This window comes from Bradyrhizobium sp. sBnM-33 (assembly GCF_032917945.1).
GTDB lineage: Bacteria > Pseudomonadota > Alphaproteobacteria > Rhizobiales > Xanthobacteraceae > Bradyrhizobium.
Window position 1 is genome coordinate 6126801 of sequence record NZ_CP136624.1, and the last position, 24535, is coordinate 6151335.

General features: G+C 62.4%; 20 protein-coding genes. 5 read left to right on the forward strand and 15 right to left on the reverse strand.

What is annotated here, in order from left to right; translation table 11 throughout:
* The first annotated feature begins 141 nt into the window (after positions 1–141).
* From RX328_RS28910 to glsA, 3 genes are read left to right on the forward strand one after another with little or no spacing between them, the layout of a single operon-like run.
* On the forward strand, positions 142–1305 hold the full coding sequence (locus tag RX328_RS28910; protein WP_213249808.1) for a TAXI family TRAP transporter solute-binding subunit: 1164 nt from the start codon (positions 142–144) through the stop codon (positions 1303–1305).
* A 49-nt stretch (positions 1306–1354) separates the two neighbouring features.
* Positions 1355–3418, forward strand: a complete 2064-nt coding sequence (locus RX328_RS28915; protein WP_213249806.1) for a TRAP transporter permease — start codon at positions 1355–1357, stop codon at positions 3416–3418.
* Positions 3419–3440: 22 nt separating this feature from the next.
* On the forward strand, positions 3441–5300 hold the full coding sequence (gene glsA / locus RX328_RS28920; RefSeq protein ID WP_213249804.1) for a glutaminase A: 1860 nt from the start codon (positions 3441–3443) through the stop codon (positions 5298–5300).
* Positions 5301–5474: 174 nt separating this feature from the next.
* Here the strand turns inward: glsA and RX328_RS28925 are convergent, their stop codons facing one another.
* Positions 5475–7808: a Tex family protein gene (locus tag RX328_RS28925; protein WP_213249803.1), complete on the reverse strand. Its 2334-nt coding sequence runs from the start codon at positions 7806–7808 to the stop codon at positions 5475–5477.
* Between the two features lie 227 nt (positions 7809–8035).
* Between RX328_RS28925 and RX328_RS28930 the strand changes: the two genes are divergently transcribed.
* Positions 8036–9292: an Hsp70 family protein gene (locus RX328_RS28930; protein WP_213249802.1), complete on the forward strand. Its 1257-nt coding sequence runs from the start codon at positions 8036–8038 to the stop codon at positions 9290–9292.
* A 29-nt stretch (positions 9293–9321) separates the two neighbouring features.
* On the opposite strand, the gene RX328_RS28935 is transcribed toward RX328_RS28930, so the two are convergent.
* The 14 genes from RX328_RS28935 to RX328_RS29000 all read right to left on the reverse strand — a co-directional run bounded on the left by RX328_RS28935 (position 9322) and on the right by RX328_RS29000 (position 23240).
* A complete protein-coding gene (locus RX328_RS28935) occupies positions 9322–9849 on the reverse strand; it encodes a carboxymuconolactone decarboxylase family protein (protein ID WP_213249801.1) in 528 nt (175 codons plus the stop codon).
* Positions 9850–10372: 523 nt separating this feature from the next.
* Positions 10373–10732, reverse strand: a complete 360-nt coding sequence (locus RX328_RS28940) for a Zn-ribbon domain-containing OB-fold protein (RefSeq protein WP_213249800.1) — start codon at positions 10730–10732, stop codon at positions 10373–10375.
* Positions 10729–11865 (reverse strand): thiolase family protein, encoded by a 1137-nt coding sequence (locus RX328_RS28945; protein WP_213249799.1) that lies wholly within the window; start codon positions 11863–11865, stop codon positions 10729–10731. The genes RX328_RS28940 and RX328_RS28945 overlap by 4 nt, the downstream gene beginning before the upstream one ends.
* Positions 11866–12010: 145 nt before the next feature.
* A complete protein-coding gene (locus RX328_RS28950; RefSeq protein WP_213249798.1) occupies positions 12011–13177 on the reverse strand; it encodes an acyl-CoA dehydrogenase family protein in 1167 nt (388 codons plus the stop codon).
* Positions 13178–13186: 9 nt separating this feature from the next.
* A complete protein-coding gene (locus RX328_RS28955) occupies positions 13187–14389 on the reverse strand; it encodes a CaiB/BaiF CoA transferase family protein (RefSeq protein WP_213249796.1) in 1203 nt (400 codons plus the stop codon).
* Between the two features lie 123 nt (positions 14390–14512).
* Positions 14513–14728 carry a hypothetical protein gene (locus RX328_RS28960; protein WP_213249794.1) on the reverse strand — a complete coding sequence of 72 codons (216 nt, stop codon included), beginning with the start codon at positions 14726–14728 and terminating at the stop codon, positions 14513–14515.
* 154 nt (positions 14729–14882) lie between these two features.
* Entirely contained in the window at positions 14883–16052 is a 1170-nt protein-coding gene (locus RX328_RS28965; protein WP_213249792.1) for an acetyl-CoA acetyltransferase, read from the reverse strand.
* Between the two features lie 55 nt (positions 16053–16107).
* Positions 16108–16758 carry a bifunctional 4-hydroxy-2-oxoglutarate aldolase/2-dehydro-3-deoxy-phosphogluconate aldolase gene (gene eda, locus RX328_RS28970; protein WP_213249790.1) on the reverse strand — a complete coding sequence of 217 codons (651 nt, stop codon included), beginning with the start codon at positions 16756–16758 and terminating at the stop codon, positions 16108–16110.
* Positions 16755–17720 (reverse strand): sugar kinase, encoded by a 966-nt coding sequence (locus RX328_RS28975; RefSeq protein WP_213249788.1) that lies wholly within the window; start codon positions 17718–17720, stop codon positions 16755–16757. Before RX328_RS28975 ends, eda begins: the two co-directional genes overlap by 4 nt.
* A gap of 33 nt (positions 17721–17753) precedes the next feature.
* On the reverse strand, positions 17754–18737 hold the full coding sequence (denD, locus tag RX328_RS28980; protein WP_213249786.1) for a D-erythronate dehydrogenase: 984 nt from the start codon (positions 18735–18737) through the stop codon (positions 17754–17756).
* 49 nt (positions 18738–18786) lie between these two features.
* On the reverse strand, positions 18787–19722 hold the full coding sequence (locus RX328_RS28985; RefSeq protein ID WP_213249784.1) for a carbohydrate ABC transporter permease: 936 nt from the start codon (positions 19720–19722) through the stop codon (positions 18787–18789).
* Complete coding sequence (locus RX328_RS28990) at positions 19715–20674, reverse strand: carbohydrate ABC transporter permease (RefSeq protein WP_213249782.1); 960 nt, start codon at positions 20672–20674, stop codon at positions 19715–19717. The genes RX328_RS28985 and RX328_RS28990 overlap by 8 nt, the downstream gene beginning before the upstream one ends.
* A 123-nt stretch (positions 20675–20797) precedes the next feature.
* Positions 20798–22117 (reverse strand): ABC transporter substrate-binding protein, encoded by a 1320-nt coding sequence (locus RX328_RS28995; protein ID WP_213249780.1) that lies wholly within the window; start codon positions 22115–22117, stop codon positions 20798–20800.
* A gap of 55 nt (positions 22118–22172) precedes the next feature.
* Entirely contained in the window at positions 22173–23240 is a 1068-nt protein-coding gene (locus tag RX328_RS29000; protein WP_213249778.1) for an ABC transporter ATP-binding protein, read from the reverse strand.
* Positions 23241–23433: 193 nt separating this feature from the next.
* Between RX328_RS29000 and RX328_RS29005 the strand changes: the two genes are divergently transcribed.
* Complete coding sequence (locus RX328_RS29005; protein ID WP_213249776.1) at positions 23434–24465, forward strand: LacI family DNA-binding transcriptional regulator; 1032 nt, start codon at positions 23434–23436, stop codon at positions 24463–24465.
* Positions 24466–24535 lie beyond the last annotated feature (70 nt).

Sequence of the window (24535 nt, forward strand, 5' to 3'; positions counted from 1 at the left end):
TCTTCCGACGCGTTCCGCGACAATCTGTCCAGCTTTGGTGTTGGCGCGTCGCACCTAACGTTGCCATCGCACGCAGCCGATGACATGATCAACGCTAACAAGAGAATTTTCGCATAGCGAAACAATCTGAGGGGAAAAATTATGATTCACCGGTTGAAGGCGCTCGCGCCAATCGCCCTTGCAGGCATCTCATGGCTGACCTTGCCAGCGGCCTACGCTGACGACGTCAAGCTGCCGCCGACCATGGTCGTCACCGCCTACGACACCGGCACTGCGGGCTTCAACATCGCCGTCGGCGTCGGCAAGATGATGAAGGACAAATATGGCACCGACGTCCGCGTGCTGCCGGCCGGCAATGACGTGGCGCGACTGGCGCCGCTGCGCGCCAAGCGCGCGGCCATGTCCGCGATGGGCTCCGGCACCTATTTCGCCCAGGAGGGCGTGTTCGAGTTCGGCACCAAGGAATGGGGTCCCCAGCCCCTGCAGCTCGTGCTGTCATCGGTCGACTGCAACGCCGCGACGCTCGGCGTCGCCAAAGATACCGGCGTGACCGAGATCAAGCAGCTTAAAGGCAAGCGCGTCGGCTTTGTGGTCGGTTCGCCGGCGCTGAACCAGAACGCGCTCGCGATCCTGGCGTTCGGTGACCTCAAGCAAAGCGACGTCAAGGTCGTCGAGTTCTCGAGCTATGGCGCGATGTGGAAGGGCATGATCAACAACGACGTCGATGCCGCCTTCGCCACCACCATCACCGGTCCGGCGAAGGAACTCGAGACATCGCCGCGCGGCATCATCTGGCCGCCCCTGCCCCACGCCGACAAGGCCGGCTGGGAGCGCGTGAAAAAGGTTGGCTCGTTCTTCTTCCCGCACGTCGCGACCTGCGGCGCCGGCATCTCCAAGGACAAGCCGATCGAGCTCGGCAACTACCCCTATCCCATTTTCATGGTTTATGGTTCGCTGCCCACCGACGAGGTCTATGCCATCACCAAGGCGATGATCACGGGCTACGACGCCTATAAGGATTCCGCGCCGGGCGCGAGCGGCCTTGCGGCCGACCGTCAGACCAAGAACTGGGTGGTCCCTGTACATCCGGGCGCCGTGAAGGCGCTGAAGGAAGCCGGACAATGGAGCCCCGAGCAGGACGCTCACAACAATGCGCTGTTCAAGCGCCAGCAGGTTCTGACAGCGGCATGGACGGACTACGGCAAGTCTAGCCCGCCATCGGATGACAAGGCGTTTCTCGAAGGCTGGATGAAGGCGCGCGCCGCGGCGCTGGCAAAGGCGAATATGCCCAACGGCTTTGAATAGCGCTGCCTCACTCGCCTGGGTCTAAGGCGAATATCGTCTAGGGGGAATGATGTCACCTGCTGCGAGTGATAGCGTAGTCGCGCCTGCACAACGAATTGAGTTCGACGACCCGCATGCCAACATGCAGGAAGCCGAAGTCACGCGGGTGCGGACATTGCGCGGGGTGTGGCGCTGGGCGCTGGTGGTTGCAACCGCAGTAACCATCTTGCTGTGCATCAACCAGCAATTTTCGCTACGCTTCTTCCTCGGCTACACCCAGCTCAACACCGAGTACTTCTATCTCCTGATCGCGCTGATGCTGCCGTTCACGTTCCTGATCTTTCCGGGGACCGGAAGCGCGCCGCTCGATCGAATTCCCTGGTATGACATCCTGCTTTTTGTCGCTAGCTTCGCCTGCGCAATCCTCCTGATGCGCAGCGTCCGCAAGGCGGCTGAAGCCGGCTGGGAATTCGGCGGCGCGCCGACACCCGTGATCGTCGCCGGCGTCATCATGTGGGTGGTGCTGATGGAAGCTTTGCGGCGCACAGGCGGCTGGAGCCTGCTGCTGAGCGTGCTCCCCTTTACCGTCTATCCCCTGTTCGCCGATGAGAAGTGGCTTGGGCCGTTTCGCGGCACCCAATCGACACTCGAACAAGCGACCGCGTATCACGTGCTTTCGGGCGAAAGCCTGCTCGGGATCCCGATCCAGGCCTTCGCGGACACCGTGATCGGCTTTCTCGTGTTCGGCACGGCGCTGATGATGACGGGCGCCGGAAAATTCTTCATCAACCTGTCGTTTGCCATGTGCGGCACCTTCCGCGGCGGCGCCGCCAAGGTCTGCATCTTTGCTAGCGGCCTGCTCGGCATGATGTCGGGCTCGATCATCTCCAACGTACTGACCGCCGGCACCATGACCATTCCCGTCATGAAGAAGAGCGGCTTCCGCGCCTCCTATGCCGCTGCGATCGAGGCCTGCGCCTCGACCGGTGCGGTGCTGGCGCCGCCGGTGATGGGCGCGACCGCGTTCGTTATCGCGCAGTTCCTCAATGTCAGCTATGCCGAGGTCGCGGTTGCCGCGATCATTCCGGCGACGCTCTATTATGCTGGCCTCTTCATGCAGGTGGACTCCTATGCAGCCCGCCACGGGTTGAAGGGCATACCCCGCGCCGAGTTGCCGAAGGTCTGGGACACAATCAAGGAGGGCTGGTACTACGTTTTCGTGATCGCGTTGCTGATTGTGATGCTGCTCTACTTCAAACGGGAGAGCCACGCGCCGTTCTACGCCACTGCGCTGCTTTTGATGTTGAACCAGCTCTTCTCCAAGGATACCCGTTGGACGCTTGGGACAATCAGCAAGTTCCTTGAGGTCAATGGTCGCACCTTCGTCGAGCTGGTCGGCATTCTCGCCGGATGCGGGCTCTTGATCGGCGCGTTCTCGATGACCGGCGTGGTCTCGAGCCTCGCCAACGATCTGCTGCGGATCGCCGGCGACAACGCGCTCCTGCTGCTCGTGATGTGCGCCTTTACCAGCCTCGTGCTTGGGCTCGGGCTGACGACGACCGCCTGCTACATCTTCCTCGCCATCCTGGTGGCCCCGGCGCTGGAAAAACTCGGCCTCAACCGCATGGCCGTGCACATGTTCATCTTCTACTGGGGAATGCTGTCCTCGATCACGCCACCGGTCGCCATCGCCTCCTTTGCCGCGGCCGGAATAGCTGGATCGCCAGCAATGAAGACGGGCTGGGAATCGATGTGGGTGGGCAGCATCATCTACTTCATCCCGTTCTTCTTCGTATTGAACCCGGCGCTGGTGATGCAGGGACCGAACCCGTATCTGGAAGGGCTCGGGCTGATGGCGCTGGCGGGCGTCGGCACACTGTTTATCTGCGGCGGCATCCAGGGCTATCAGGCTTTTGTCGGCGACCTCAGAGGCGCAGGTGCGCTGGAATGGCCGGTGCGGGTGCTGCTTGTGCTCGGAGGCTTCGTGATCGCAACGCCCGGCGGCGGCATCATGCCGCTCTCACAATGGCAGATCACCTCTCTTGGATTGGCGATCCTGATCCCGACCGTTCTGATCGCGCTCGTGCTGATACGGCGCCAGACGCTGGCGCCGAACCAGTTGCGCGCACCCTGATTGCGTTGCACAAGAAGAGGCGATGAAACCATTGCCTCTTCCGTTCACGGCAGGCCCCGCGACCTGGACCAGCTCGAAGCCGCCCTTGCTGCGGTTCCTGCACGCGTGCCACGCCGAATTCACCTCTGAGACCGGCGGGGCGGTCGCCGATTACATCCCCGAGCTGGGCAAAGCCGATCCTGCCCATTTTGGCATCAGCCTCGCCACCCTCGACGGCCATGTCTACGAGGTCGGCGACACGAAGATCCCCTTCACCATTCAGTCGATGTCAAAGCCCTTCGTGTTCGCGCTGGCGCTCGACACGCTGGGGGCGGCGCAGGTCGAAAGCGTCATCGGCGTCGAGCCCTCGGGCGATCCCTTCAACTCGATTCGCCTCAACGCCGAGAACCATCCCTTCAACCCCATGGTCAATGCCGGTGCGATCTCCTGCTCCGGCCTGATCCACGAGGCCAAGGGCGAGGCGGCATTCGAATACATCAGGCAGGCGCTGGACCGGTTTGCCGGGCGCGAACTCGACGTCGACGATGCCGTCTATGCCTCCGAAAGCGCGACCGGCGACCGCAACCGGGCGATCGGCTATCTCCTGCGCACCAACGCGGTAATCAAGGAGAACGTGGCCGCCGTGCTGGAGGTCTATTTCCGGCAATGCGCCATCCTGGTGACGGCGCGCGATATCGCGGTGATGGCGGCGACGCTGGCCAACCGCGGCATCAACCCCGTGACAGGCGAGCAGGTGATGAGCGCCTACGCCATCTCGCGCACGCTTTCCGTGATGACGAGCTCCGGCATGTATGATTATGCGGGAGAATGGATCTATCGGATCGGCATCCCCGCCAAGAGCGGCGTCGGCGGCGGCATCCTCGCAGCGCTCCCCGCGCGGCTCGGGCTCGGCAGCTATTCGCCAAGGCTCGACAAGCACGGCAACAGCGTGCGCGGCATCAAGGTCTGCGAGGCGCTGTCCTCGCATTACGATCTGCATATGCTCAACCGCAGCGACGATGCGCGCACCAGCATCATCGCCGACTACGACATCGGCAACAGCCCCTCGCGGCGCGTGCGGCGCGCGCAGGAACAGAGCATCCTGGCCGCCCATCACCAGGAGGTCCGCGTGATCGAGCTGGTCGGGACGCTGTCGTTTTCAAACGTTGACTACGTCTCGCGCCAGCTTGCGGCCAGGCCGCGCCCGCAACTGGTCATTTTCGACCTGCGCCGCGTCACCGCCATGACTCGCGCCGGCGCCCGCCTGCTTGCCGAGGAATTCCGCGAGCTCGCCGCGCACCACGTCACGGTGATTCTGTCCGGCATCCGGCGCTCGTCGCCGGACTGGAAAATGATCGCGGAATGGACGGAAGGACTGAACAATATCCGCAACTACTATCTGCTGGATGCCGCGATCGAATGGGCGGAGGACCAGCTCGTCTATCGCTACGGCGGCGCCATCGACTTCTTCGAGGCGACCGAGCTTTCCGAGCAATCGCTGCTGGCGGGGCTGACGGAAGACGAACTGGCCGATCTCACGTCGTCTGCGTCAATCCGGACCTATCAAACCGGCGAGAAGATCGTCTCCGCCGGCGATCCCGCCGCATCGCTGTTCTTTCTGCGGAGCGGTGCAGTCCACGTTACCCTGCCCGACGGCGTCAGGCTGGCGACATTGACGGCAGGAATGCCCTTCGGTGAAATGGCGCTGCTGGAGCCGCACCGTTCGGCCGACGTGCTGGCCGACGTGGCCGCGACTGCTTACGAGATTCCGCTGCGCGATCTCGAACGTTTCCGGCAACAGCACCCGCGCGCCGGCGAGCGCATCATGCGCAATCTCGCGCAATTGCTGGCCGATCGACTGATCCTCGCCAATGCCAAACTGGACCTGCTGACGTCGGGTTAGACCGAATTGGGAGAGGTCACGGACCGCATGGTTCGAGACGCCCGGCGCTGCCGGGCTCCTCACCATGAGGATCATGGATTCGTATCCCGGATTCGACCCTGCCAGACCTCATCCTGAGGAGCATCGCGACGCGATGCGTCTCGAAGGATGAAGCCCGGCACGCAGCCTATGCTACTACCCCGCTTTGCCCCGCCCGTTCTTTTCGGCGGCGCGGCGGAGCGCCTCGGCGAGGGCACCGCCCGGCTCCTGCGGCTTGCGCGGCGACGACGACGTCATCGACGCCTTGGAGTACTCACGCATCTTGCTGTCCGACAGCTTGGGGCCCTTGTCGCCGATTTCGTCGTCGAGCCGCAGCGTCAGCGCGATGCGCTTGCGAGCCACCTCGACCTCCAGCACCTTGACCTTGACGATGTCGCCCGGCTTCACCACCTCGCGCGGATCCTTGATGAAGTTCTTAGACATCGCCGAGATGTGCACCAGGCCGTCCTGATGCACGCCGATATCGACGAAGGCGCCGAACGCCGCCACGTTGGTGACGGTGCCTTCCAGGATCATGCCGCGCTTGAGATCCTTGATCTCCTCGACGCCCTCCTTGAACACCGCGGCCTTGAATGCCGGACGCGGGTCACGGCCGGGCTTTTCCAGCTCCCGCAGGATGTCGGTCACCGTGGGAAGACCAAAGGTTTCGTCGACAAAGGCCTGTGGCTTCAACTGGCGCACGACATCGGCATTGCCGATCAGCGCCTTGATGTCGCTCTTGGTCGCGGCAAGAATCCGGCGCACGACCGGATAGGCTTCGGGATGTACGCCGGAGGAATCCAGCGGGTCTTCGCCATTGTTGATCCGCAGGAAGCCGGCGCATTGCTCGAACGCCTTCGGCCCCAGCCGCGGCACATGCTTCAGCTCCTTCCGAGACTTGAACGGCCCGTTGGCATCGCGATGCTGCACGATGCTTTGCGCGAGCCCTGCCCCGATTCCCGACACCCGCGCCAGCAGCGGCGCGGAAGCGGTATTGGCATCGACGCCGACGGCATTAACGCAATCTTCGACCACAGCATCGAGCGAACGCGCCAGCTTGGCCTCGCCGAGATCGTGCTGGTACTGGCCGACGCCGATCGCCTTCGGATCGATCTTGACGAGTTCGGCAAGCGGGTCCTGCAGACGCCGCGCGATCGACACCGCGCCGCGCAAGGTGACGTCGAGCTCCGGCAGCTCTTCCGACGCAAACGCCGAGGCGGAGTAGACCGATGCGCCGGCCTCCGACACCACGATCTTCGACATCTTCAGATCGGGCAGCAGCTTGACGAGCTCGGTCGCCAGTTTGTCGGTCTCGCGCGAAGCCGTTCCGTTGCCAATCGCGATCAGCTCGACGCGATGCGCGACCGCGAGCTTACCGAGCGTCGCCAACGCTTCATTCCATTGCCGCTGCGGCTCATGCGGATAGATCGTAGTGGTCGCCACCACCTTGCCCGTCGCATCGACGATCGCGGTCTTGACGCCGGAGCGATAGCCGGGATCGAGCCCCATGGTGACGCGGGCGCCGGCCGGCGCCGCCAGCAGCAGGTCGCGCAAATTCGAGGCGAACACCCGCACGCCCTCGGTCTCGGCCGCCGTCCACAACCGCATCCGCAGGTCGATGTTGAGATGCACCTGGATCTTGGTGCGCCAGGCCCAGCGCGCGGTCTCCACCAGCCAACGGTCGCCCGGGCGTTTCTGATCAGTGATGCCAAAGCGCTGCATGATCTTCAGTTCATAAGCGCTGGGGACGCCGGCCTCGGGCACATTCGCCTCGGGCTGGATCTGCAGCTCCAGAATTTCTTCCTTCTCGCCGCGGAACAACGCGAGAATGCGGTGTGAAGGCAACTTGTGTAGCGATTGGTTGAAATCGAAATAGTCCTTGAACTTCTCGCCTTCGAGCTTCTTGCCCTTGCGCACCGTGGAGATCATCAGCGCACGGGTCCACATCTCCTCCCGCAGCCGTCCGATCAGGTCGGCGTCCTCGGCGAATCGCTCCACCAGAATCGCGCGCGCCCCCTCAAGCGCAGCGGCGACGTCTGCCACCTGCTTTTCGGGGTTGACGAAACCCGCCGCCACAACCTGCGGATCGTTCTGCGGTTGCGTCAGCAACAGCTCGGACAACGGCTCGAGCCCGGCTTCCTTGGCAATCTCCGCTTTGGTGCGGCGCTTCGGCTTGAACGGCAAATAGATGTCTTCCAGGCGGCCCTTGGTATCGGCTGCCATAATCTGTGCTTCCAGCGCGGCGTCGAGCTTGCCCTGCTCGCGGATCGAATCAAGGATCGCGACCCGGCGCGCTTCGAGCTCGCGCAAATAAGTCAGGCGCTCTTCCAGCGTGCGCAATTGCGCGTCATCGAGCCCGCCGGTGACTTCCTTGCGATAGCGTGCCACGAACGGCACCGTGGCGCCGCCATCCAGCAGCTCGACGGTTGCCGCGATCTGCTCCTCGCGAACGCCAAGCTCTTGCGCAATTTGTCGATTGATATTTGCCACGCGACCTCTTTCCAAAGCCGTTTGCGGCGGGAGGACCGGCCGCGGGGACGCCGCTTATGGACCATCTCGGAGCGATTTTTCAACCCGCCGCACGAAAGAAATTGATCTGTGGATCGGCCGTGTCGGTCAACAATGGCCGCGCGGGATTCGCAAGGAAAGCACGCCGAGATAAGGGTGGATTGATGGCGCTGTAATGTGTAAACGGGCGCTCCCTCCCGGAGCCTCCCATGTCGATCTGCGGCCTTGATTTCGGAACGTCGAACACGACGCTCGGCACCATCGATGGTCGGGCGCCGGTTCTGGTGGCGCTGGAGGCGGCGCATACCACGATTCCCAGTGCGATCTTCTATGAGGCGGATGGCGGCGTTCTAATCGGCCGCAGGGCCATGGAAGCCTACGTCGAAGGCACCGCCGGCCGCCTGATGCGCAGCCTGAAATCGGTGCTTGGCACCTCGCTGATCGAGGAAACCACCCGGCTCGGACGTGCGCGGATCAGCTTTCGCGATGTGATTGCCTATTACCTCGGCGCGATCAAACGTCGCGCGGAACAGGCCACGGGCCGCCAACTGCGGAGTGTTGTCCATGGCCGTCCAGTGCATTTCGTAGACAATGCGCCGGACGCCGATCGCAAGGCGGAGGAAACCCTGCGATCGATTGCGCATGGGATCGGTTTCGACGAGGTCACGTTTCAGTTCGAACCGATTGCCGCAGCACTGGAGTATGAACGGCAAATCACCTCCGAGGAACTGGCATTGATCGCCGACATCGGCGGCGGCACATCCGACTTTTCGATCGTGCGGCTGGGTCCCGAACGCCACGACAAGGCGGATCGCGCCGCCGATATTCTCGCCAATGACGGCGTCCGCATCGGCGGCACCGATTTCGACCGTCAGCTCAGCCTCGGCGTAGTCATGCCGCTGTTCGGATTCCGCAGCGCCAGGAAGCGCGCCGGGCTTGATGTGCCGTCGAGCTATTTCCACGACCTCGCCACCTGGTCGAACATCAACCACATGTATGAGCCGCGCGTAATGGCGGACATCCGCCAAGTCCGGCAGGAGGCGGCCGAGCCGGTACTTCTCGACCGGCTGATCCGCGTGGTCCACGAGCAGCGCGGCCATACGCTGGCCATGGAAGTCGAAGATGCCAAGATCGCGCTGTCCGAGAAGCGGCGGGCGGACATTCCGCTGGAGTGGGTTGCCCGCGGTCTCAGCGCAGATATTGGCCGCCCCGACCTCGTCAGCCATACCAAGCAATTGGCCGATCGCATCGCGGCGCGCATCAGGAACTGCCTCGTTCAGGCGGGACTGGCCGCTGAAGATATCGACTCCGTGTTCCTGACCGGCGGCTCGGTAAAACTCGCCCACGTCCACAAGGCGATCACCCAGGCTGTGCCCTCAGCCCGCATCGTCAAAGGCGATATCTTCGGCGCCGTCGGCAAGGGACTGACGCTGGAGGCGGTGCGGCGATACGGCCCTGCGAATTGAGATCAGCGGTTCGCGGGTCCAACCGCCGCTCAGCCAACCACTTCCGTCACCGGCTGCATGTCGATGGCAAAGGTTTCCAGAAACTTTGACGTCATGATGTAGAAGCCGACCGAGAGCTGCAGTTCGACCAGTGCGGCCGGGGTCAGCTTGGCGGCAATCGCGTTGAAGGTCGCATCGGTCGGTTTGTGACGCTTGACGATCTCGTCGGTGAAGGCCAGCGCGGCGCGCTGCACGTCATTGAAGCAGGTCGCCCCCTCCCAATTCTCCAGCGCCTCGTTCTGTTCGTCGCTCACGCCGACGTTCTTCCCAATTCGCTTATGGGCGACGATCTCGTAAGGCGCCTCGCAGAGGATGCCGGTGCGTGTGATGGCGAGCTCGCGCAGGATCGGGTCCAGCTCGCCCTTGTGCCTGATCGCACCGCCCAGCCGGCAGTATTGTTCGAGATAGCTCGGCGAGTGTGCCATCATCCGGAAGATGTTCGCATTGCGGTTTTTGCCGAGCAGTTCGCGGGTGCGATCATTGTGCTTGGCAGGATCGCTGTATTCGATGCGGGCCATTCGTCACCTTGGGCTTTGGATTTTCTGATTTGCTGACAGAGAGATCATGCACTGCAGCAGGGAGCCGATCAACTGTCGAAAGGCGCTCGCGGCACGTCGGGCCTGCGGTGAGGCCGTTCGGCACGCTCCAAAAAACTCCCTTTCTCGTGCACAAACCGGCTGCGAGCGAGCCAAATTGCCGCCTCAATGCTGGTCGATTCTCAGGACTGTCGATATTCGCTGAGTGGGGACTCAAAGGAGCGAATACTCGTCGCGGGGTGTTCCGAGTAAAACCAAACTGAGCTCATCAGGCCTTCGCAGGCATGGATGACTCATGCCCAAGTCTAGGGAGTTAGGCATGAAGGAAGCCACCAGGAAGGCGGCCTCGGAAGCGCTTGCGCAGATGCTGGCGGTAACAGCGATGCTCGTCATCGCCAGCGTTGTGTTCTACTGGCACTGAATGTTGACGCGTCGAAGCAATTCGGATTTTTCACCGTTCCGCGTAATCTGGATTGCTTCGCTGCGTGAGCATTTTTCCTGAACCTCATTTCGTTTTCTCGAAGTACGGGACCAGTTTTCCGGCAAACGGCCGATAGCTTGCGGTAACGGAATCGCCGATGGCGAGATCGTTGGTGCCATGGGCCATCATGCGAAAGCCCTCTTCCGCATCGACCAGCACAATATTGTAGGGAACGTGGGCGCGGGTTTCCGGCGTCGCGGCACGGCAGACGAGTGAGGTCGCATACACCGTCGCTATGCCGCTGGCCCGCTTCTCTACCGGATCAGGTGCACCGCAAGCGGCGCAGAAGCTGCGGTGGAAATACTGCGCCTTCCCGCAGGCATCGCAGGATTGATAGACGATGGCCTCGGCGCCCTTGGTCCAGTCGGCGAGCTTGTCGGTCATCTTACCCGCTCCAGGAATATGCTGACATGTGACGACAGCACGCCGCCATCGCCATGCAGCAGCGCGATCGAGGCGTCGCGAACCTGCCGGGGACCGGCACGTTCTGTCATCTGCAGATGCGTCTCGACGAGATGCGCCATCGCACCGCCGACGCCGCAATGGCCATAGCTCAAGAGACCACCATGGGTGTTGAGCGGCATGGCGCCGTCGCGACCGAAATGCCCTGCCCGCACCCGCGCCGCCGCCTCGCCGCGCCCGGCAAGGCCGAGATCTTCCAGCAGCATCGCCAGCGTAATGGTGAAGCTGTCATAGACCGCCGCGTAGCGTACATCCGAGATCGCGAGACCGGATGCGGCTTTGGCCTTGGCGATCGCAATCTCGGCGCCGAGTTCGCTTAAAGCGGGAGCTGCCGTGACGTGCTGATGGGTATGCGCCTGCGCGCAGCCGCGCACACGAATGCCGGTTGCACCAGTGCGCTCGCGGCTGATCACGAAGGCGGCGCCGCCGTCGGACACCGGGCAGCAATCCAGCAGCTTCAGCGGCATCGCGACCGGCTTTGAGGCCATCACGTCATCGACCGTGATCGGTTCGTGGAACTGCGCGCCGGGATGAGTCAGGGCGTGGGCACGCATCAGAACCGCGAATTCGGCGAGATCTTCCTGGGTGACGCCATATTCATGCATGTAGCGCGAGGCGACGAGGCCGTAGTAGGCCGGGATCGTCGGCCCCAGCGGCACCTCGTAGTCGGGGTGGCCGACCTGCGCCAAAGCCTGGATCGAGGCGTCGCGGCTCTGACCGGTGAGACGGTTCTCGCCGCCGACAACAAGCACATCCTTTGCGACGCCCGCATCGACCAGATGATGCGCCAGCATGGCCATGGCAAGGCCGGTGGCGCCGCCGACTTGCACGGCGTGCGCGTAGGACGGCTGAATTCCAAAATGCTCGGCGAACACGGTTGCGAGCATGATGTGCGGCGAGACTGTCGAATAGCCGCAAAGAATGCCGTCGATCTCGGATCGCTTCAGCCCGGCGTCGGCGATGGCGAGCTCGGCCGCCTTGCTCATGAGATCAAGCGAGGACGAGCCTTCGTGCTTGCCGTAGGATGTCAGCCCGACGCCGGTGATGAAGCTCATCCTATCGCCCCGCTCGAACGCAAAGCGCCGTGGCATGCCGTCATTGCGAGGAGCGCCAGCGACGAAGCAATCCATCTGTCCCCGCGCGGAGAGGTGGATTGCTTCGCTTCGCTCGCAATGACGATCTGTGTATGCCAATCCATGATCAATACGACTTCGGCAGTCCCAGCACCTTCTCGGCGATGAAGCTGAGAATGAGCTGCGGGCTGATCGGCGCGATGCGCGGGATCAGCGATTCCCGGAAATAGCGCTCGACGTGATATTCCTTGGCGTAACCGAAACCGCCGTGGGTCATCACCGCCTGCTCGCAGGCGTGGAAGCCGGCTTCGGCGGCGAGATATTTCGCGGCGTTGGCGGCCGGTCCGCACTGCATGCCCTGATCGTATTGCCAGCCGGCCGAGAGCACCATCAGCCACGCAGCTTCCAGCTCCATCCAGTTCTTCGCCAGGGGGTGCTGGATGCCCTGGTTCATGCCGATCGGACGGTTAAACACGATACGGTTCTTCGCATAGGCCGCGGCCCGCGACAGCGCGACCTGCCCCAGCCCGACCGCCTCCGCTGCAATTAGGATGCGCTCGGGGTTCATGCCGTGCAGGATGTATTCGAAGCCACGGCCCTCTTCGCCGAGGCGGTCCTCGACCGGAATTTCGAAATTCTCGAAAAACAGCTCGTTGGAATCGACGGGCTTGCGGCCCATCTTCTCGATCTCGTGCACGGTGACGCGCTGCTTGTCGAAATCCGTGTAGAACAGGCTCAGGCCATGGGTCGGGTTCTTCACCTCTTCCAGCGGCGTGGTGCGCGCCAAGAGCAAGATCTTGTTGGCAACCTGCGCGGTGGAAATCCAGACTTTTTGCCCGTTGACGACATATTTGTCGCTCTTGCGCACCGCCCGGGTTTTCAACTGCGTGGTGTTCAGTCCGGTGTTGGGTTCTGTCACTGCAAAACAGGATTTGTCGCGGCCATCGATGATCGGCGGCAGCATGCGTGTGCATTGCTCCTTGGTGCCGAATACGACCACGGGATTGAGCCCGAACACGTTCATGTGCACGGCGGATGCACCCGACATGCCGGCGCCCGATTCCGAAATGGTCCGCATCATGATCGCGGCGTCAGTGATGCCTAACCCCGACCCGCCATATTCTTCGGGAATGCAGATGCCGAGCCAGCCGGCATCCGCCAGCGCGCGGTGGAAATCGGCGGGGTAGCCGCCCTCCTTGTCCTTCTTCAGCCAATAGGCATCGTCGAAGCGCGAACAGATTTTGCCGACTGCGTCACGGATCGATTCCTGGTTGGCGGATAGCGCGAAATCCATGTGTCCGTCCTATGTGTTTGGCACGGCCTTGGTGACGCCATCGCGTACCAAAGCGGCAATTTCGTCCGCCGAGAACCCCGCTTCGCTGAGGATTTCAGCGCTGTGCTCGCTGAGGCGCGGCGCCAGCCGCTTCGCCTCAACCGGCGTTTCGGAAAATCGCGCCGATGGCCTCATGTTGCGAATGCGGCCCTCGGTCGGATGATCGACAACCGGGAAGAAATCGGTCGCGACGATGTGGGGATCGCCGAGCAGGCTCTCGAGATCATGCATCGGCATGACCGGCACGTCGGCCTTCTCCAGGATCGCGGACCATTCGGCGGTGGTTTTGGTCTCGAGGATGCGCGCCAGCTCGGCATAGACGGCATCGATGTTGGCGGCGCGGCCGGCGAAGGTCGAAAATTTCGGATGGACGCGAAGGTCGTCGCGCCCGGTGGCATCGAAAAAATTCTGCCACTGCTTGTCGTTGTAGACGATGACGCAGATATAGCCGTCGGAGGTCTTGTAAGGCCGACGGTCTGGTGACAGGTGCCGGGCATAGCCGCCCTTGTCGAGCGGCGGCTCATAGGTGAGCCCGCCCATGTGGTCGCCCATCACGAAACCGGCCATGGTTTCGAACATCGGAATATCGACGCGCTGGCCGCGCCCGGTACGGTTACGATCGACGAGACTGGCGCAAATAGCGCCGACCGCGGTGAGCCCGACGATACGGTCAACCAGCGCATTGGGCACGTAGCGCGGCACACCGTCTGCGGTCTGCGCCATCAGCGCCGGCAGCGCAGTCGCGCCCTGGATCAGATCGTCATAGGCGGGCTTTGCCGCGTAGGGGCCGTCCTGGCCGAAGCCGAACACACCGGCATAGATCAGGCGCGGATTGATTTTCGCGACCACGTCGTAACCGAGATTCAGCCGCGCCATCGCCTGCGGCCGCACATTGTAGACGAGCACGTCGGCGGATTTGATCAGCCGCAGCACCGCGTCACGCCCGGCTGGCTTCTTCAGATCGAGGCAGATGGAGCGCTTGTTGCGGTTGGTGTTGAGGAACACCGGCCCCATGCCGGGATGGCGGGTTGGCCCGATCTGCCGCGTCACGTCGCCATCGAGCGATTCCACCTTGATGACGTCGGCGCCGTAATCGCCGAGCATTTGGGTTGCATAGGGCCCCATCAGCACGGTCGTCATATCGATGACCTTGATGCCCGCCAATGGACCCATGGATCAGCCCTGCTCCCGATAGCGGGCCATCTCCGGTCCGCATTATTGTCTCGGAACCAAGTAACGGCAGGCGCTTACGAAGATCAAGGCGCGCCCAGCGTATGGGCGTATGCGCGATAGCGGCTATTTCTTCGATGGTTCTTTCTTCGATCTGGCGTCGCGTTCCCGGGTCAGCCGTTCCAGCTCTTCATTCTGCTGACTGAGCCGGTCGGCGATGCGCGCTTCGTTCCGTTCGCCGGAGGCCGCGGCAGCCTGTTCGATCAACTGGCGGATGTTGTCTTCCACAATCCTGATCCGGTTGTTCAGTTCCGCCTCTGACATCGAACTTTCGTTGCTCATGATGCACGCTCCAGACGACTTTGTGGGGTGGGTAAAGCGAAGCGTGCCCACCCGTCTCATATCGCGCTAGTCATGGTGGGCAACGCGCAAGCGCGCTTTTGCCCACCCTACGGAATGCTGCCGATGCCCAATCCGTGTCGGCATGATGCAACGCCTACTTCGCGGGCTCCAGCACGGAGACGTAGTTCGCTACCGCCGCGCCGCCCATGTTGAAGATGCCGGCAAGTTTTGCGTTGTTGAGCTGCATGCCCTCGGGCGCCTGTCCCACGAGCTGCATTGCGCTCATCACGTGCATGGAGACACCGGTGGCGCCGATCGGGTGGCCCTTGGCCTTCAGGCCGCCGGACGGATTGACCGGCAGCTTGCCGTCCTTTTGGGTCCAGCCTTCCTTGATGGCACGGGCGCCCTGGCCGCGCGGCGTCAGGCCCATCGCTTCATATTCGATCAGTTCGGCGACGGTGAAGCAGTCATGAGTCTCGACAAAGGAGAGATCGGAGAGCTGCACACCGGCCTGCGCCAGCGCGCGCTGCCAGGCCACGGTGCAACCTTCGAACTGCAGGATGTCGCGCTTGGACATCGGCAGGAAATCCTGCGCATGCGCGGTGGCACGGAAATTCACCGCCTTGCCCATGGTCTTGGCGGTTTCCGAATCCGTCAGCACCAGCGCTGCCGCGCCGTCCGACACCAGCGAGCAATCGGTGCGCTTCAGGGGGCCGGCGACGAACGGGTTCTTCTCGCTCTCGGCACGGCAGAACTCGAAGCCAAAATCCTTGCGCATCTGCGCATAAGGGTTGGCGACGCCGTTCTTGTGGTTCTTGGCTGCGATCATCGCCAGCGCGTCCGACTGGTCGCCGTATTTCTGGAAATAGCTTTGCGCGATCTTGCCGAACACGCCGGCAAAACCGCCGACGATATCGCCATCCTCAGGCAGATAGGACGCCTTCAGGAGGTACCGCCCGATATCGGCCGACGGTGTCCGCGTCATTTGCTCGACGCCGACCACCAGCACGATCCTGGCGGCGCCCGAGGCGATCGCCCGGATACCCTGGTGCACCGCCGCCGAGCCGGTGGCACAGGCATTTTCCACACGCGTGGCCGGCTTGAAGCGCAGTTTCGGGTCGGCCTGCAGTACCAGCGAGGCGGTAAAATCCTGCGGCGAGAAGCCGGCATTGAAATGCCCGAGCACGATCTCGTCGACGTCTTCAGCGGTAATGCCGGCGTCAGCAAGCGCATCGGTTGCAACCTTGACCACGAGGCTCTCGACGGTTTCCGCGTCGAACTTGCCGAATGGCGTGTGCGCCCATCCGACGATGCTGGCTGTCATGGTCGTTCTCCCTGTTCCGGTTCTGAAGCCTTTGTACCCTATCGGGAAAAAGACTTCACGCCGGTTTCAGCGATTTCATGGTCCGCGCGCACATGGCGGTTATGTCGGCCCAGTTCCCGGACCGGATGTCCGCCGCCGGACAAAGCCAGGAACCGCCCACCGCCACCACGTTCGGCTCCGCCAGCCAGGTTGCGGCATTGGCCTCTCCGATGCCGCCGGTCGGACAGACCCTGATATTCGGAAACGGCCCGGCCAGCGCCCGAAGTGCCTTGATACCGCCGGACTGCTCCGCTGGGAAGAATTTAACGATGTCGAAGCCTGCCGCCAGTGCCTGCATCAGCTCGGAAGCCGTTGCGATGCCCGGGGCGAACGGCAGGTCGTTTGCGGCGGCGGCTTTCAACAGCTCCGGCGTCGAGCCCGGGCTGATACCGAATTTGGCCCCGAGCGCGCGCGCCCGCGCCAAGTCGTCGGCGTTCAGAATCGTACCGATGCCGACGACGGCCTCCGGCACCTCGGCGATCACGGCCCTGGCGGCCTCGACGGCCACCGGCGTTCGCAGGGTGACCTCCAGCACACGCACCCCGCCCGCAACCAGCGCGTGCGCCAGCGGCACCGCGTCCTCCAACCGCTCGATGGTGAGCACGGGGATCACGATCGCGGACTTGAAGATGGCGGCGAGTTGTTCCTGCCGTGCGGCTGCAGTCATGGCGATGCCTTGCGAGAATGAACGTGGTTCGGGATGAGGCCGGACGGCATCTCCGCACGCGGAATGATCGCGCCGGGATGACATACCACAACGCCGGCCAGACGATGCCCGGCCCGCGCAGCTTCAAGCGGATCCGCGCCCACGAGGCGCGCGGCCACATAGGCCGCAGCGAAGCTGTCGCCGGCCGCTGTGGTATCGACGACGGGCGCCTCCACCGGCTTGGCCTTGATCGGATAAGGAACACCTTCCAGACGCACGATGCTCGCCGGCTCGGAGAGCTTCAACACCACCTCGGCGCCGGGAATCCGGGCCAGCAAGGCTTCGTTGGTCACGCCCGGATAGAGCGGCAGCAAATCCTCCGTGGAAGCCAGCACGATATCGGCAGCCGTGAAGGCCTCTTGAAAAACGGCGCGGGCGACGTCGAGATCGGGCCAGCCGCGGGCGCGGAAATTGGTATCGAAAGCGAAACGCGCCCCATTGTCGCGCGCGCGGTTGAGAGCCGCAAACAGCCGCGTCCGCCCCTCCGCACCATATAGCGACAGCGTGATCGCCGAGAGATAGATCACGTCATAGCCAGCGAGCGCATCAAGGATCTCCGGCGTCTGCGGCAAATCCATCAGGCTGCGGGCGGCGGCGCTGTCGCGCCAATGAAAGAACCGGCGTTCGCCTTTGTCGTCGGTCTCGATCATGTAGAGACCCGGCAGTTTGCCGGGCAGCCGCGCCACGCGCGCCGTCCCGACTCCCTCCGCGGCCCAGCCGGCGATCATCTCGTCGCTCAGCGTATCGTCGCCAAGCGCGGTGATGTAGTCGGCGTCGACGCCCAGGCGCGCGAGATAGACGGCGGTATTGAGCGTATCGCCGCCATAGCCGCGCGAATACAGGCCGGCCTCAGTTCCTTGCTGAGTCCCTTGGGCCTGCTTCAGCTCGATCATGCATTCGCCGATGCAGGCTACCTTGCTCATGACCGCATCCGCGTGAACTGGCGTGAAATCAACTCAGGCCGCGAACTTGCCGCCGAGCTCATCCTCGATATGGATCTGGATGATGTCGTCGAACGTCTTTTCCGCGGTGGTGAAGCCGAGCTTCAGCGCGCGGTCGGTGGAAAAGTCCCGCGGCCAACCAGAGACGATACTGATGATGGTCGGATCGGGCACCCGCTTGATGCGCGCGGTGACGTTCTTGCCGGCGACGCGGTCGAGCGCTGCGATCTGCTCGCCGACGGTGACCGACATTCCGGGCATGCTCAGGTTACGCCGCGGCCCCATCGCGTCGAGGTCCATGGTGCCGGCGTGGACCAGAAAGCCCACCGCCGATCTCGGCGAGGCGTGCCAGTGGCGCACGTCTTCGGAGACCGGCAACACGGCCTCCTCGCCGGCGAGCGGCTCGCGAATGATGTTGGAGAAGAAGCCGGAGGCCGCCTTGTTCGGCTTGCCCGGGCGCACGCAGATCGTCGGCAGGCGGATCGAGATGCCGTCGAGCAGGCCCTTGCGCGTATAATCGTTGATCAAGAGCTCGCAGATCGACTTCTGCGTGCCATAGCTCGTCAGCGGGGTATGAAAGAATTCGTCGCCGATCTTTTCGGGGAACGGCGCGCCGAACACTGCGATCGAGGATGTGAAGACCAGCCGCGGCTTGTAGCCCCCGCCGGCGTGGCGGATCGCGTCGATCAGATAGCGCGTGCCGTCAAGATTGATCCGGTAGCCTTTGTCGAATTCGGCCTCGGCCTCGCCGGAAACGATCGCGGCGAGATGAAAGATCACGTCCGGTCGGTGCGCGATCAACGGTTCCGCCGCGCCGGGATCGGCAAAGTCGGAGGCCACGACGCTGATCGGGATCGACGCGTTGGGCTTGGTGGGCGCCACCACGTCCTGCAGCGTCATTCGGGTGATGTCGTGCTTGCCGAGGCGACCGTCGCGCAACAACCGTTCGGTCAGCTTGCGGCCCACCATGCCGGCGGCGCCGAGAATCAGAATGTGCAAGACCCGTCTCCTTTTTGAACCCTGTTATCCGACCCGGGCCTTAAAGCGCTCACTCTTTCACGGCTCCCGTCATGGCCGACACATAATGCTCGACGAAGAAGGCGTAAAGGATGACCAGCGGCAGCGAGCCCGCCAGCGCGCCCGCCATCAGCGAGCCCCAGCGATAAATATCGCCGTCGACGAATTCGTTGACGATTGCGACCGGCACCGTCTTGTTGGAGGTCGATTGCAGGAACGTCAGCGCATAGATGAACTCGTTCCAGCACAGCGTGAAGCAGAAGATGAACGCCGAGATCAGTCCGGGAATTGCCAGCGGCAGCACGATCTTGATCAGGATCTGCCAACGGCTGGCACCATCGATCAGCGCGCATTCCTCCAGCTCGAACGGGATGGTCTTGAAGTAGCCCATCAGCAGCCAGGTCGAGAACGGGATCAGGATGGTCGGATAGGTCAGGATCAACGCCATCGGCGAGTCGAACAGGCCGTACTGGAACACGACGGTCGCCAGCGGAATGAACAGGATCGACGGCGGCACCAGGTAGGCCAGGAAGATCAGGCCGCCGACCATATTGGCGCCTTTGTAGCGTAACCGGACGATCGCATAGGCCGCGAGCACGCTGGCTATGATCGACAGGATGGTGGCGCAGACCGCGACATACATCGTGTTCCAGAGCCACATCGGATAGTGGCTTTCGAACAGGAGCTTGTAGAAGTGCTTGAAGGTCGGATTCCAGGTCCAGAACGGGTTGTACTTGTCGAGATCGAGCAACTGCTCGTCCGGTTTGATCGCCGTCAGCCCCATCCAGTAGAACGGGAACAGCAGCACGATGACGATGATCGACAACGGCAGATAGAGCGTCACCAGCCGGCGCGGCACCGACTGCAGATAGCTCATGCCTTCGCTGTGATCGTCCTTCGCGATCGTTGGCGCCGAGCCATGCAGTACGGCCTTGAGATCGATCCGTGAGGTGGGGAGATCAGTCATTGTTTTCCCCTTGCTGCCACTTGCGGCGCTGCAGGCCGAACCAGGACACCATGATGGCGGCGAGCAGGAACGGGATCATCGCGCTCGAGATCGCCGCTCCCTCGCCCAACTGACCCGCAATGATCGCGCGCTGGTACGACAGGGTCGCCATCAAATGCGTGGCGTTGACCGGCCCGCCCCGCGTCATTGCCCAGATCAACTGGAAGTCTGTGAAGGTGAACAGCACCGAGAACGTCATCACGACGGCGATGATCGGCGTCAACAGCGGATAGGTGATGAATCGGAACATCTGCCAGCGCGACGCGCCATCGAGCGTCGCGGCCTCATAGAGCGACGGCTGCACGGTCTGCAGGCCGGCGAGCAGCGTGATCGCGACGAACGGCACGCCGCGCCAGATATTGGCGAAGATTACGCAAATGCGGGCCCAGGTCGTGTCGCCGAGGAAATTGATGTTCTGGGTGATCAGGCCCATCTGCTTCAACGACCACGAGATGATCGAGAATTGAGAATCGAAGATCCACCAGAATGCCAGCGCCGATAGTACCGTCGGCACGATGAAGGGGATCAGCACCAACGCGCGCAGCATCGCCTTGAACGGCATGTTCTCGTTCAACAGCAGGGCCAGATAGAGCCCTATTCCGAATTTGATGGCGCTCGCGATAAACGTGTAGAGAAGCGTGTTGAATACCGAAAGCCAGAAGATCGCGTCATCCCACAGCCATTCGTAGTTCTCGGTCCCGACATACTGCCCTACCCGGCCGATACGTGTATCCGTGAATGAGAGCCAGATACCAAGGCCGAGCGGATAGGCCAGAAAGAAGATCAGGAAGGCCAGCGCGGGCACCATGAACCAGAAGCCCAGCCAGTTACGGTTGTGCTTGAGCTGGTCCCACGCACTGGCCTCGCGGATCTCCGTCTTGGCGCGTCTTGGCGCGATTGCGATGTCAGCCATGCCTGATGTCCCGATTACTGCTTCTTGCTGCGCGTGACTTGCCGGAAAGCCGTCCCCCGCGTTTCCGAGTCACGCCTGTATTGACGGAGCGGACGGCGGCATCCGCCGCCCGCTCCGGTTTCGTCAGCGATAGATGCGCTTCAATTGCCGCTCGGCTTCCGCAATCGCGGTCTTGGCATCCTTGGCGCCGGTCGCGTAATTGGCGAACATGTCGACCACCAGGAAGTCGGCGATCGCAGTCGCCGCCTTCTCGCCGGGCGTGCCAATACCGGACGCAGGCAATGCGCGCTTGCTGGCCTGGCTGAACACCTGGTTCTTCGGGTCGGCCGTCCAGACCGGCGAGTTATCATAGGCATTGAGCGTGTGGGTGAGATAGCCCCGCGCACCCGACAGCCACTTGTCGTAGTTTTCCTTCTCCAGCATGAAGGCGATGAAAGCCTTCGCAGCGTTCGGGTATTTGGTGAACTTGAACGCCAGGATCGGAACGCAGAGCTGCAGTTCGGTCGGCTTGCCGACCGGCCCGACCGGCCAGAGCGCGTGATAGGTATCTTCCGCGAGCTCTTTCTTGGTCGGGTCGTCCTTTGCCGCGACATAGATCGAGATGCCGTTGGCGGTGCAATGCAGTTCGCCGGCGAGGAACGCCTTGTTGTTCGAGGAGTCGTTCCAGGATGCCACGCCGGGAATGAAGGTCTCCGACAGCGCCTTGCAGTATTCGAGCGCCTTCACCGTCTCTGGCGAATTGATGATGACCTTGTTGTCCTTGTCCACGGTGTAGGCGCCGTGACCCCAGAGAATCCAGTGCAGCCAGGCGTTGGCGTCGCCCGAGGCGTGGCCGAGCGGGAAGCCGGCCGGGGTGTTGTTGGCCTTGAGCTTCTTGCACATCTCGAGGAAGCCCGGAAAATCCTTCGGGAATTCCTTGTAGCCGGCCTTGTCCAGCGACGACTTGCGGTACGTCATGTAGCCGCCGACGGTCGCAACCGGGATGCCGAGCCAGTTGTTGCCCTGCTTGCAGGTCACCGCCGCGGCCTCGGTCCAGCCGCCATATTTCTTGCCGAGATAGTCGGCGACGTCGTTCATCTGCAACACCTGCGCCGGGAACAGTTGCGGCAGCGTATGTAGGCCCCAGGCGAGGTCGAGACCCGAGCCGGTGTTGGCGGCAACGGACGCCTTCGGCTGCACGTCCTCGAACGACTCCGAGAACACGTTCATTTCGGTGCCGGTCGCGGCCTTGAACGCGGCGACCATCGCGTTGAACGCATCGTCTTCCGCGGGCACGAAGCGCTTCCAGCGCATCACGGTGAGCTTGGCGCCCTGCTCCGCCTTCCACGGCGCAGCTTGCGCCCAAGCCTTGGCGAAATCGAGCAGTGCGGGTCCGGTCAGCGCGCCGGCTGCCGCCAGCGCGGTGCCACCCTGAAGCAGAGAGCGCCGGGTAAAGTCATGCATAGTCCATCCTCCCTTTAAATATTTTTGGTTATTGCTCAGCCCATTTAGTTATCGCTCAGCCATTCAGTCGCTTGCCCGTCGTCTCGTCGAACAGATGCACGAGCGACGGATCCGGCTTGAGCCGGACCTTGTCGCCCGGACTGAATTGATGCCGCTCGCGGAACACGGCAACCACCTGCTCTCCGCCGAGCTTGGCGAAGACCTGGGTTTCCGAACCGGTCGGCTCGACCACGACGATCTCGGCTTCGGCGCCGTCATCGGCAATGGTGAAATGCTCGGGGCGCACGCCGTAAACCGCCGGCTGGCCTTCCGAATTGGCGGGCGCCGTCTTCAGCGGCAGCTTGACGCCGTTCGGGCCTTCGAAACCGGCGCTGCCGTTCGATTTAACCTTGCCTTTAAGGAAATTCATCGCCGGCGAACCGATGAAGCCTGCGACGAACTGGTTGGCCGGGGTATCGTAGAGCTCGAGCGGCGTGCCCATCTGCTCGACGATGCCGTCATGCATGACGACAATTTTGTCGGCCATGGTCATGGCCTCGATCTGGTCGTGGGTAACGTAGACCGTCGTGGTCTTGAGCCGCTGGTGCAGTTCCTTGATCTCGGTGCGCATCGCAACGCGCAGCTTGGCGTCGAGGTTGGACAAGGGCTCGTCGAACAGGAACACTTGCGGGTCGCGCACGATGGCGCGGCCCATGGCGACGCGCTGGCGCTGGCCGCCCGACAGTTGCCGGGGATAGCGATCGAGCAGCGGGGTCAGCGCCAGGATTTCCGCGGCGCGCTTCACCCCGCTCGAAATTTCCTCGGGCTTGGCGCCGCGCAGCTTGAGCGAAAAGCCCATATTGTCGGCGACCGTCATATGCGGATAGAGCGCATAGTTCTGGAACACCATGGCAATGTCGCGCTCTTTGGGCTGGACATTGTTGACCACGCGATCGCCGATCGAAATCGTACCGGAGGTGATGTTTTCGAGGCCTGCGAGCATCCGCAGCAACGTCGACTTGCCGCAGCCGGAGGGGCCGACGAGCACGACGAACTCACCATCCTCGATCGGAATCGACACGCCGTGCAAAACTTCAAAGTTTCCGAACGACTTGCGCACGTCGCGAATCTGTACCGACGACATCGAACTCTCTCCCCTCAATTTCTGCTTTGTGGCGCCACAGACGGGCAACGACGCCATGCTGTCTTTTCGACTCTAATGCCGGAAGTCGAATTCAACGGTCATTATCATCCGCAGTTTGGCGGCTTTTAGCAATCCGATGGTAGCGCTGTCAATAATTGTTCAAACGTCTAATTTGTTGTGATATGAGCGCAAGATGGGACGAAAACAGACAAAGTCTGGCAAAATCCGCCTCACCGAGGTCGCCAAGCTCGCTGGCGTCAGTCCAATTACGGCATCACGTTTTTTCAGGAACCCCGAAGCGCTGTCGCTTAGCAAGCGGGAACGCGTCGATAGCGCTGTCAAGGAACTGGGTTATGTACCCAATCTCGCCGCGCGCGCCCTCGCCTCGCACCGCACCGAAGTCATCGGCGTCGTCATTCCTTCTCTCACCAACAACGTGTTCGCCGACGTGTTGCGCGGCATCTACGATTCTTCCGAAGGTAGCCGCTACACCATTCAACTTGCCAATACGCGCTACAGCATCCTGCAGGAGGAAAAGCTTCTGCGCCTGTTTCGAGCGCAGAAGCCTGCGGGATTGATCGTCACCGGCATCAACCAGACCGCGGAATCCCGCGCCATCCTGGAATCCATGAATTGCCCGGTCACACAGATCATGGAGATCGGCGACAGTCCTGTCGACATGATGGTCGGCTTTTCGCACTATGATGCAGCTTCTGCGGCGATTTCGCACATCCTCGATCAGGGACGCCGCCGCATCGGATTTCTCGGTGCGCGAATGGACCCCCGCGTGCAACGGCGGTTCGAAGGATATCGTGATGCCATGAAAGCGGCCTCGCTGTTTGACCCGAACCTCATCGTCACCACTTCCGTACCCACGACCGTCACGCTTGGCGGAACGCTTTTCGCCGACCTCCTTGCCCAGACACCCGATATCGACGCGGTCTTCTGCGTCAATGACGACCTCGCGCTCGGCGTCCTCTTCGAATGCCAGCGCCGGCAGATATCGATTCCCCGTGACTTGGCCATTGTCGGCTTCAACGACCTGGAATTCACCGCCGCCGCAGTTCCCTCGCTCAGCAGCGTGCGGACCAATCGCTATGAAATGGGCCGGCACGCCGTCACGATGGTGATCGACGCGATCGAGGGGCGTCGCCCGCAGAAGCCGGTTCTCGACCTCGGTTTTCAGTTGATGGTCCGTGAGAGCTCCACGCCGCAAAGCGTTTGATCTCGACGCAGCATCGATGTGCGCCTGAGAAAATGGTAGCGCTATCTTTTCGGCCGAACTAAGATCGTTA

Coding starts and splice junctions, on each gene's coding strand:
- RX328_RS28910 (WP_213249808.1), top strand. CDS start 142: ATGATTCACCGGTTGAAGGCGCTCGCGCCAATCGCCCTTGCAGGCATC.
- RX328_RS28915 (WP_213249806.1), top strand. CDS start 1,355: ATGTCACCTGCTGCGAGTGATAGCGTAGTCGCGCCTGCACAACGAATT.
- glsA (WP_213249804.1), top strand. CDS start 3,441: ATGAAACCATTGCCTCTTCCGTTCACGGCAGGCCCCGCGACCTGGACC.
- RX328_RS28930 (WP_213249802.1), top strand. CDS start 8,036: ATGTCGATCTGCGGCCTTGATTTCGGAACGTCGAACACGACGCTCGGC.
- RX328_RS28935 (WP_213249801.1), bottom strand. CDS start 9,849: ATGGCCCGCATCGAATACAGCGATCCTGCCAAGCACAATGATCGCACC.
- RX328_RS28940 (WP_213249800.1), bottom strand. CDS start 10,732: ATGACCGACAAGCTCGCCGACTGGACCAAGGGCGCCGAGGCCATCGTC.
- RX328_RS28945 (WP_213249799.1), bottom strand. CDS start 11,865: ATGAGCTTCATCACCGGCGTCGGGCTGACATCCTACGGCAAGCACGAA.
- RX328_RS28950 (WP_213249798.1), bottom strand. CDS start 13,177: ATGGATTTCGCGCTATCCGCCAACCAGGAATCGATCCGTGACGCAGTC.
- RX328_RS28955 (WP_213249796.1), bottom strand. CDS start 14,389: ATGGGTCCATTGGCGGGCATCAAGGTCATCGATATGACGACCGTGCTG.
- RX328_RS28960 (WP_213249794.1), bottom strand. CDS start 14,728: ATGAGCAACGAAAGTTCGATGTCAGAGGCGGAACTGAACAACCGGATC.
- RX328_RS28965 (WP_213249792.1), bottom strand. CDS start 16,052: ATGACAGCCAGCATCGTCGGATGGGCGCACACGCCATTCGGCAAGTTC.
- eda (WP_213249790.1), bottom strand. CDS start 16,758: ATGACTGCAGCCGCACGGCAGGAACAACTCGCCGCCATCTTCAAGTCC.
- RX328_RS28975 (WP_213249788.1), bottom strand. CDS start 17,720: ATGAGCAAGGTAGCCTGCATCGGCGAATGCATGATCGAGCTGAAGCAG.
- RX328_RS28985 (WP_213249784.1), bottom strand. CDS start 19,722: ATGACTGATCTCCCCACCTCACGGATCGATCTCAAGGCCGTACTGCAT.
- RX328_RS28990 (WP_213249782.1), bottom strand. CDS start 20,674: ATGGCTGACATCGCAATCGCGCCAAGACGCGCCAAGACGGAGATCCGC.
- RX328_RS28995 (WP_213249780.1), bottom strand. CDS start 22,117: ATGCATGACTTTACCCGGCGCTCTCTGCTTCAGGGTGGCACCGCGCTG.
- RX328_RS29000 (WP_213249778.1), bottom strand. CDS start 23,240: ATGTCGTCGGTACAGATTCGCGACGTGCGCAAGTCGTTCGGAAACTTT.
- RX328_RS29005 (WP_213249776.1), top strand. CDS start 23,434: ATGGGACGAAAACAGACAAAGTCTGGCAAAATCCGCCTCACCGAGGTC.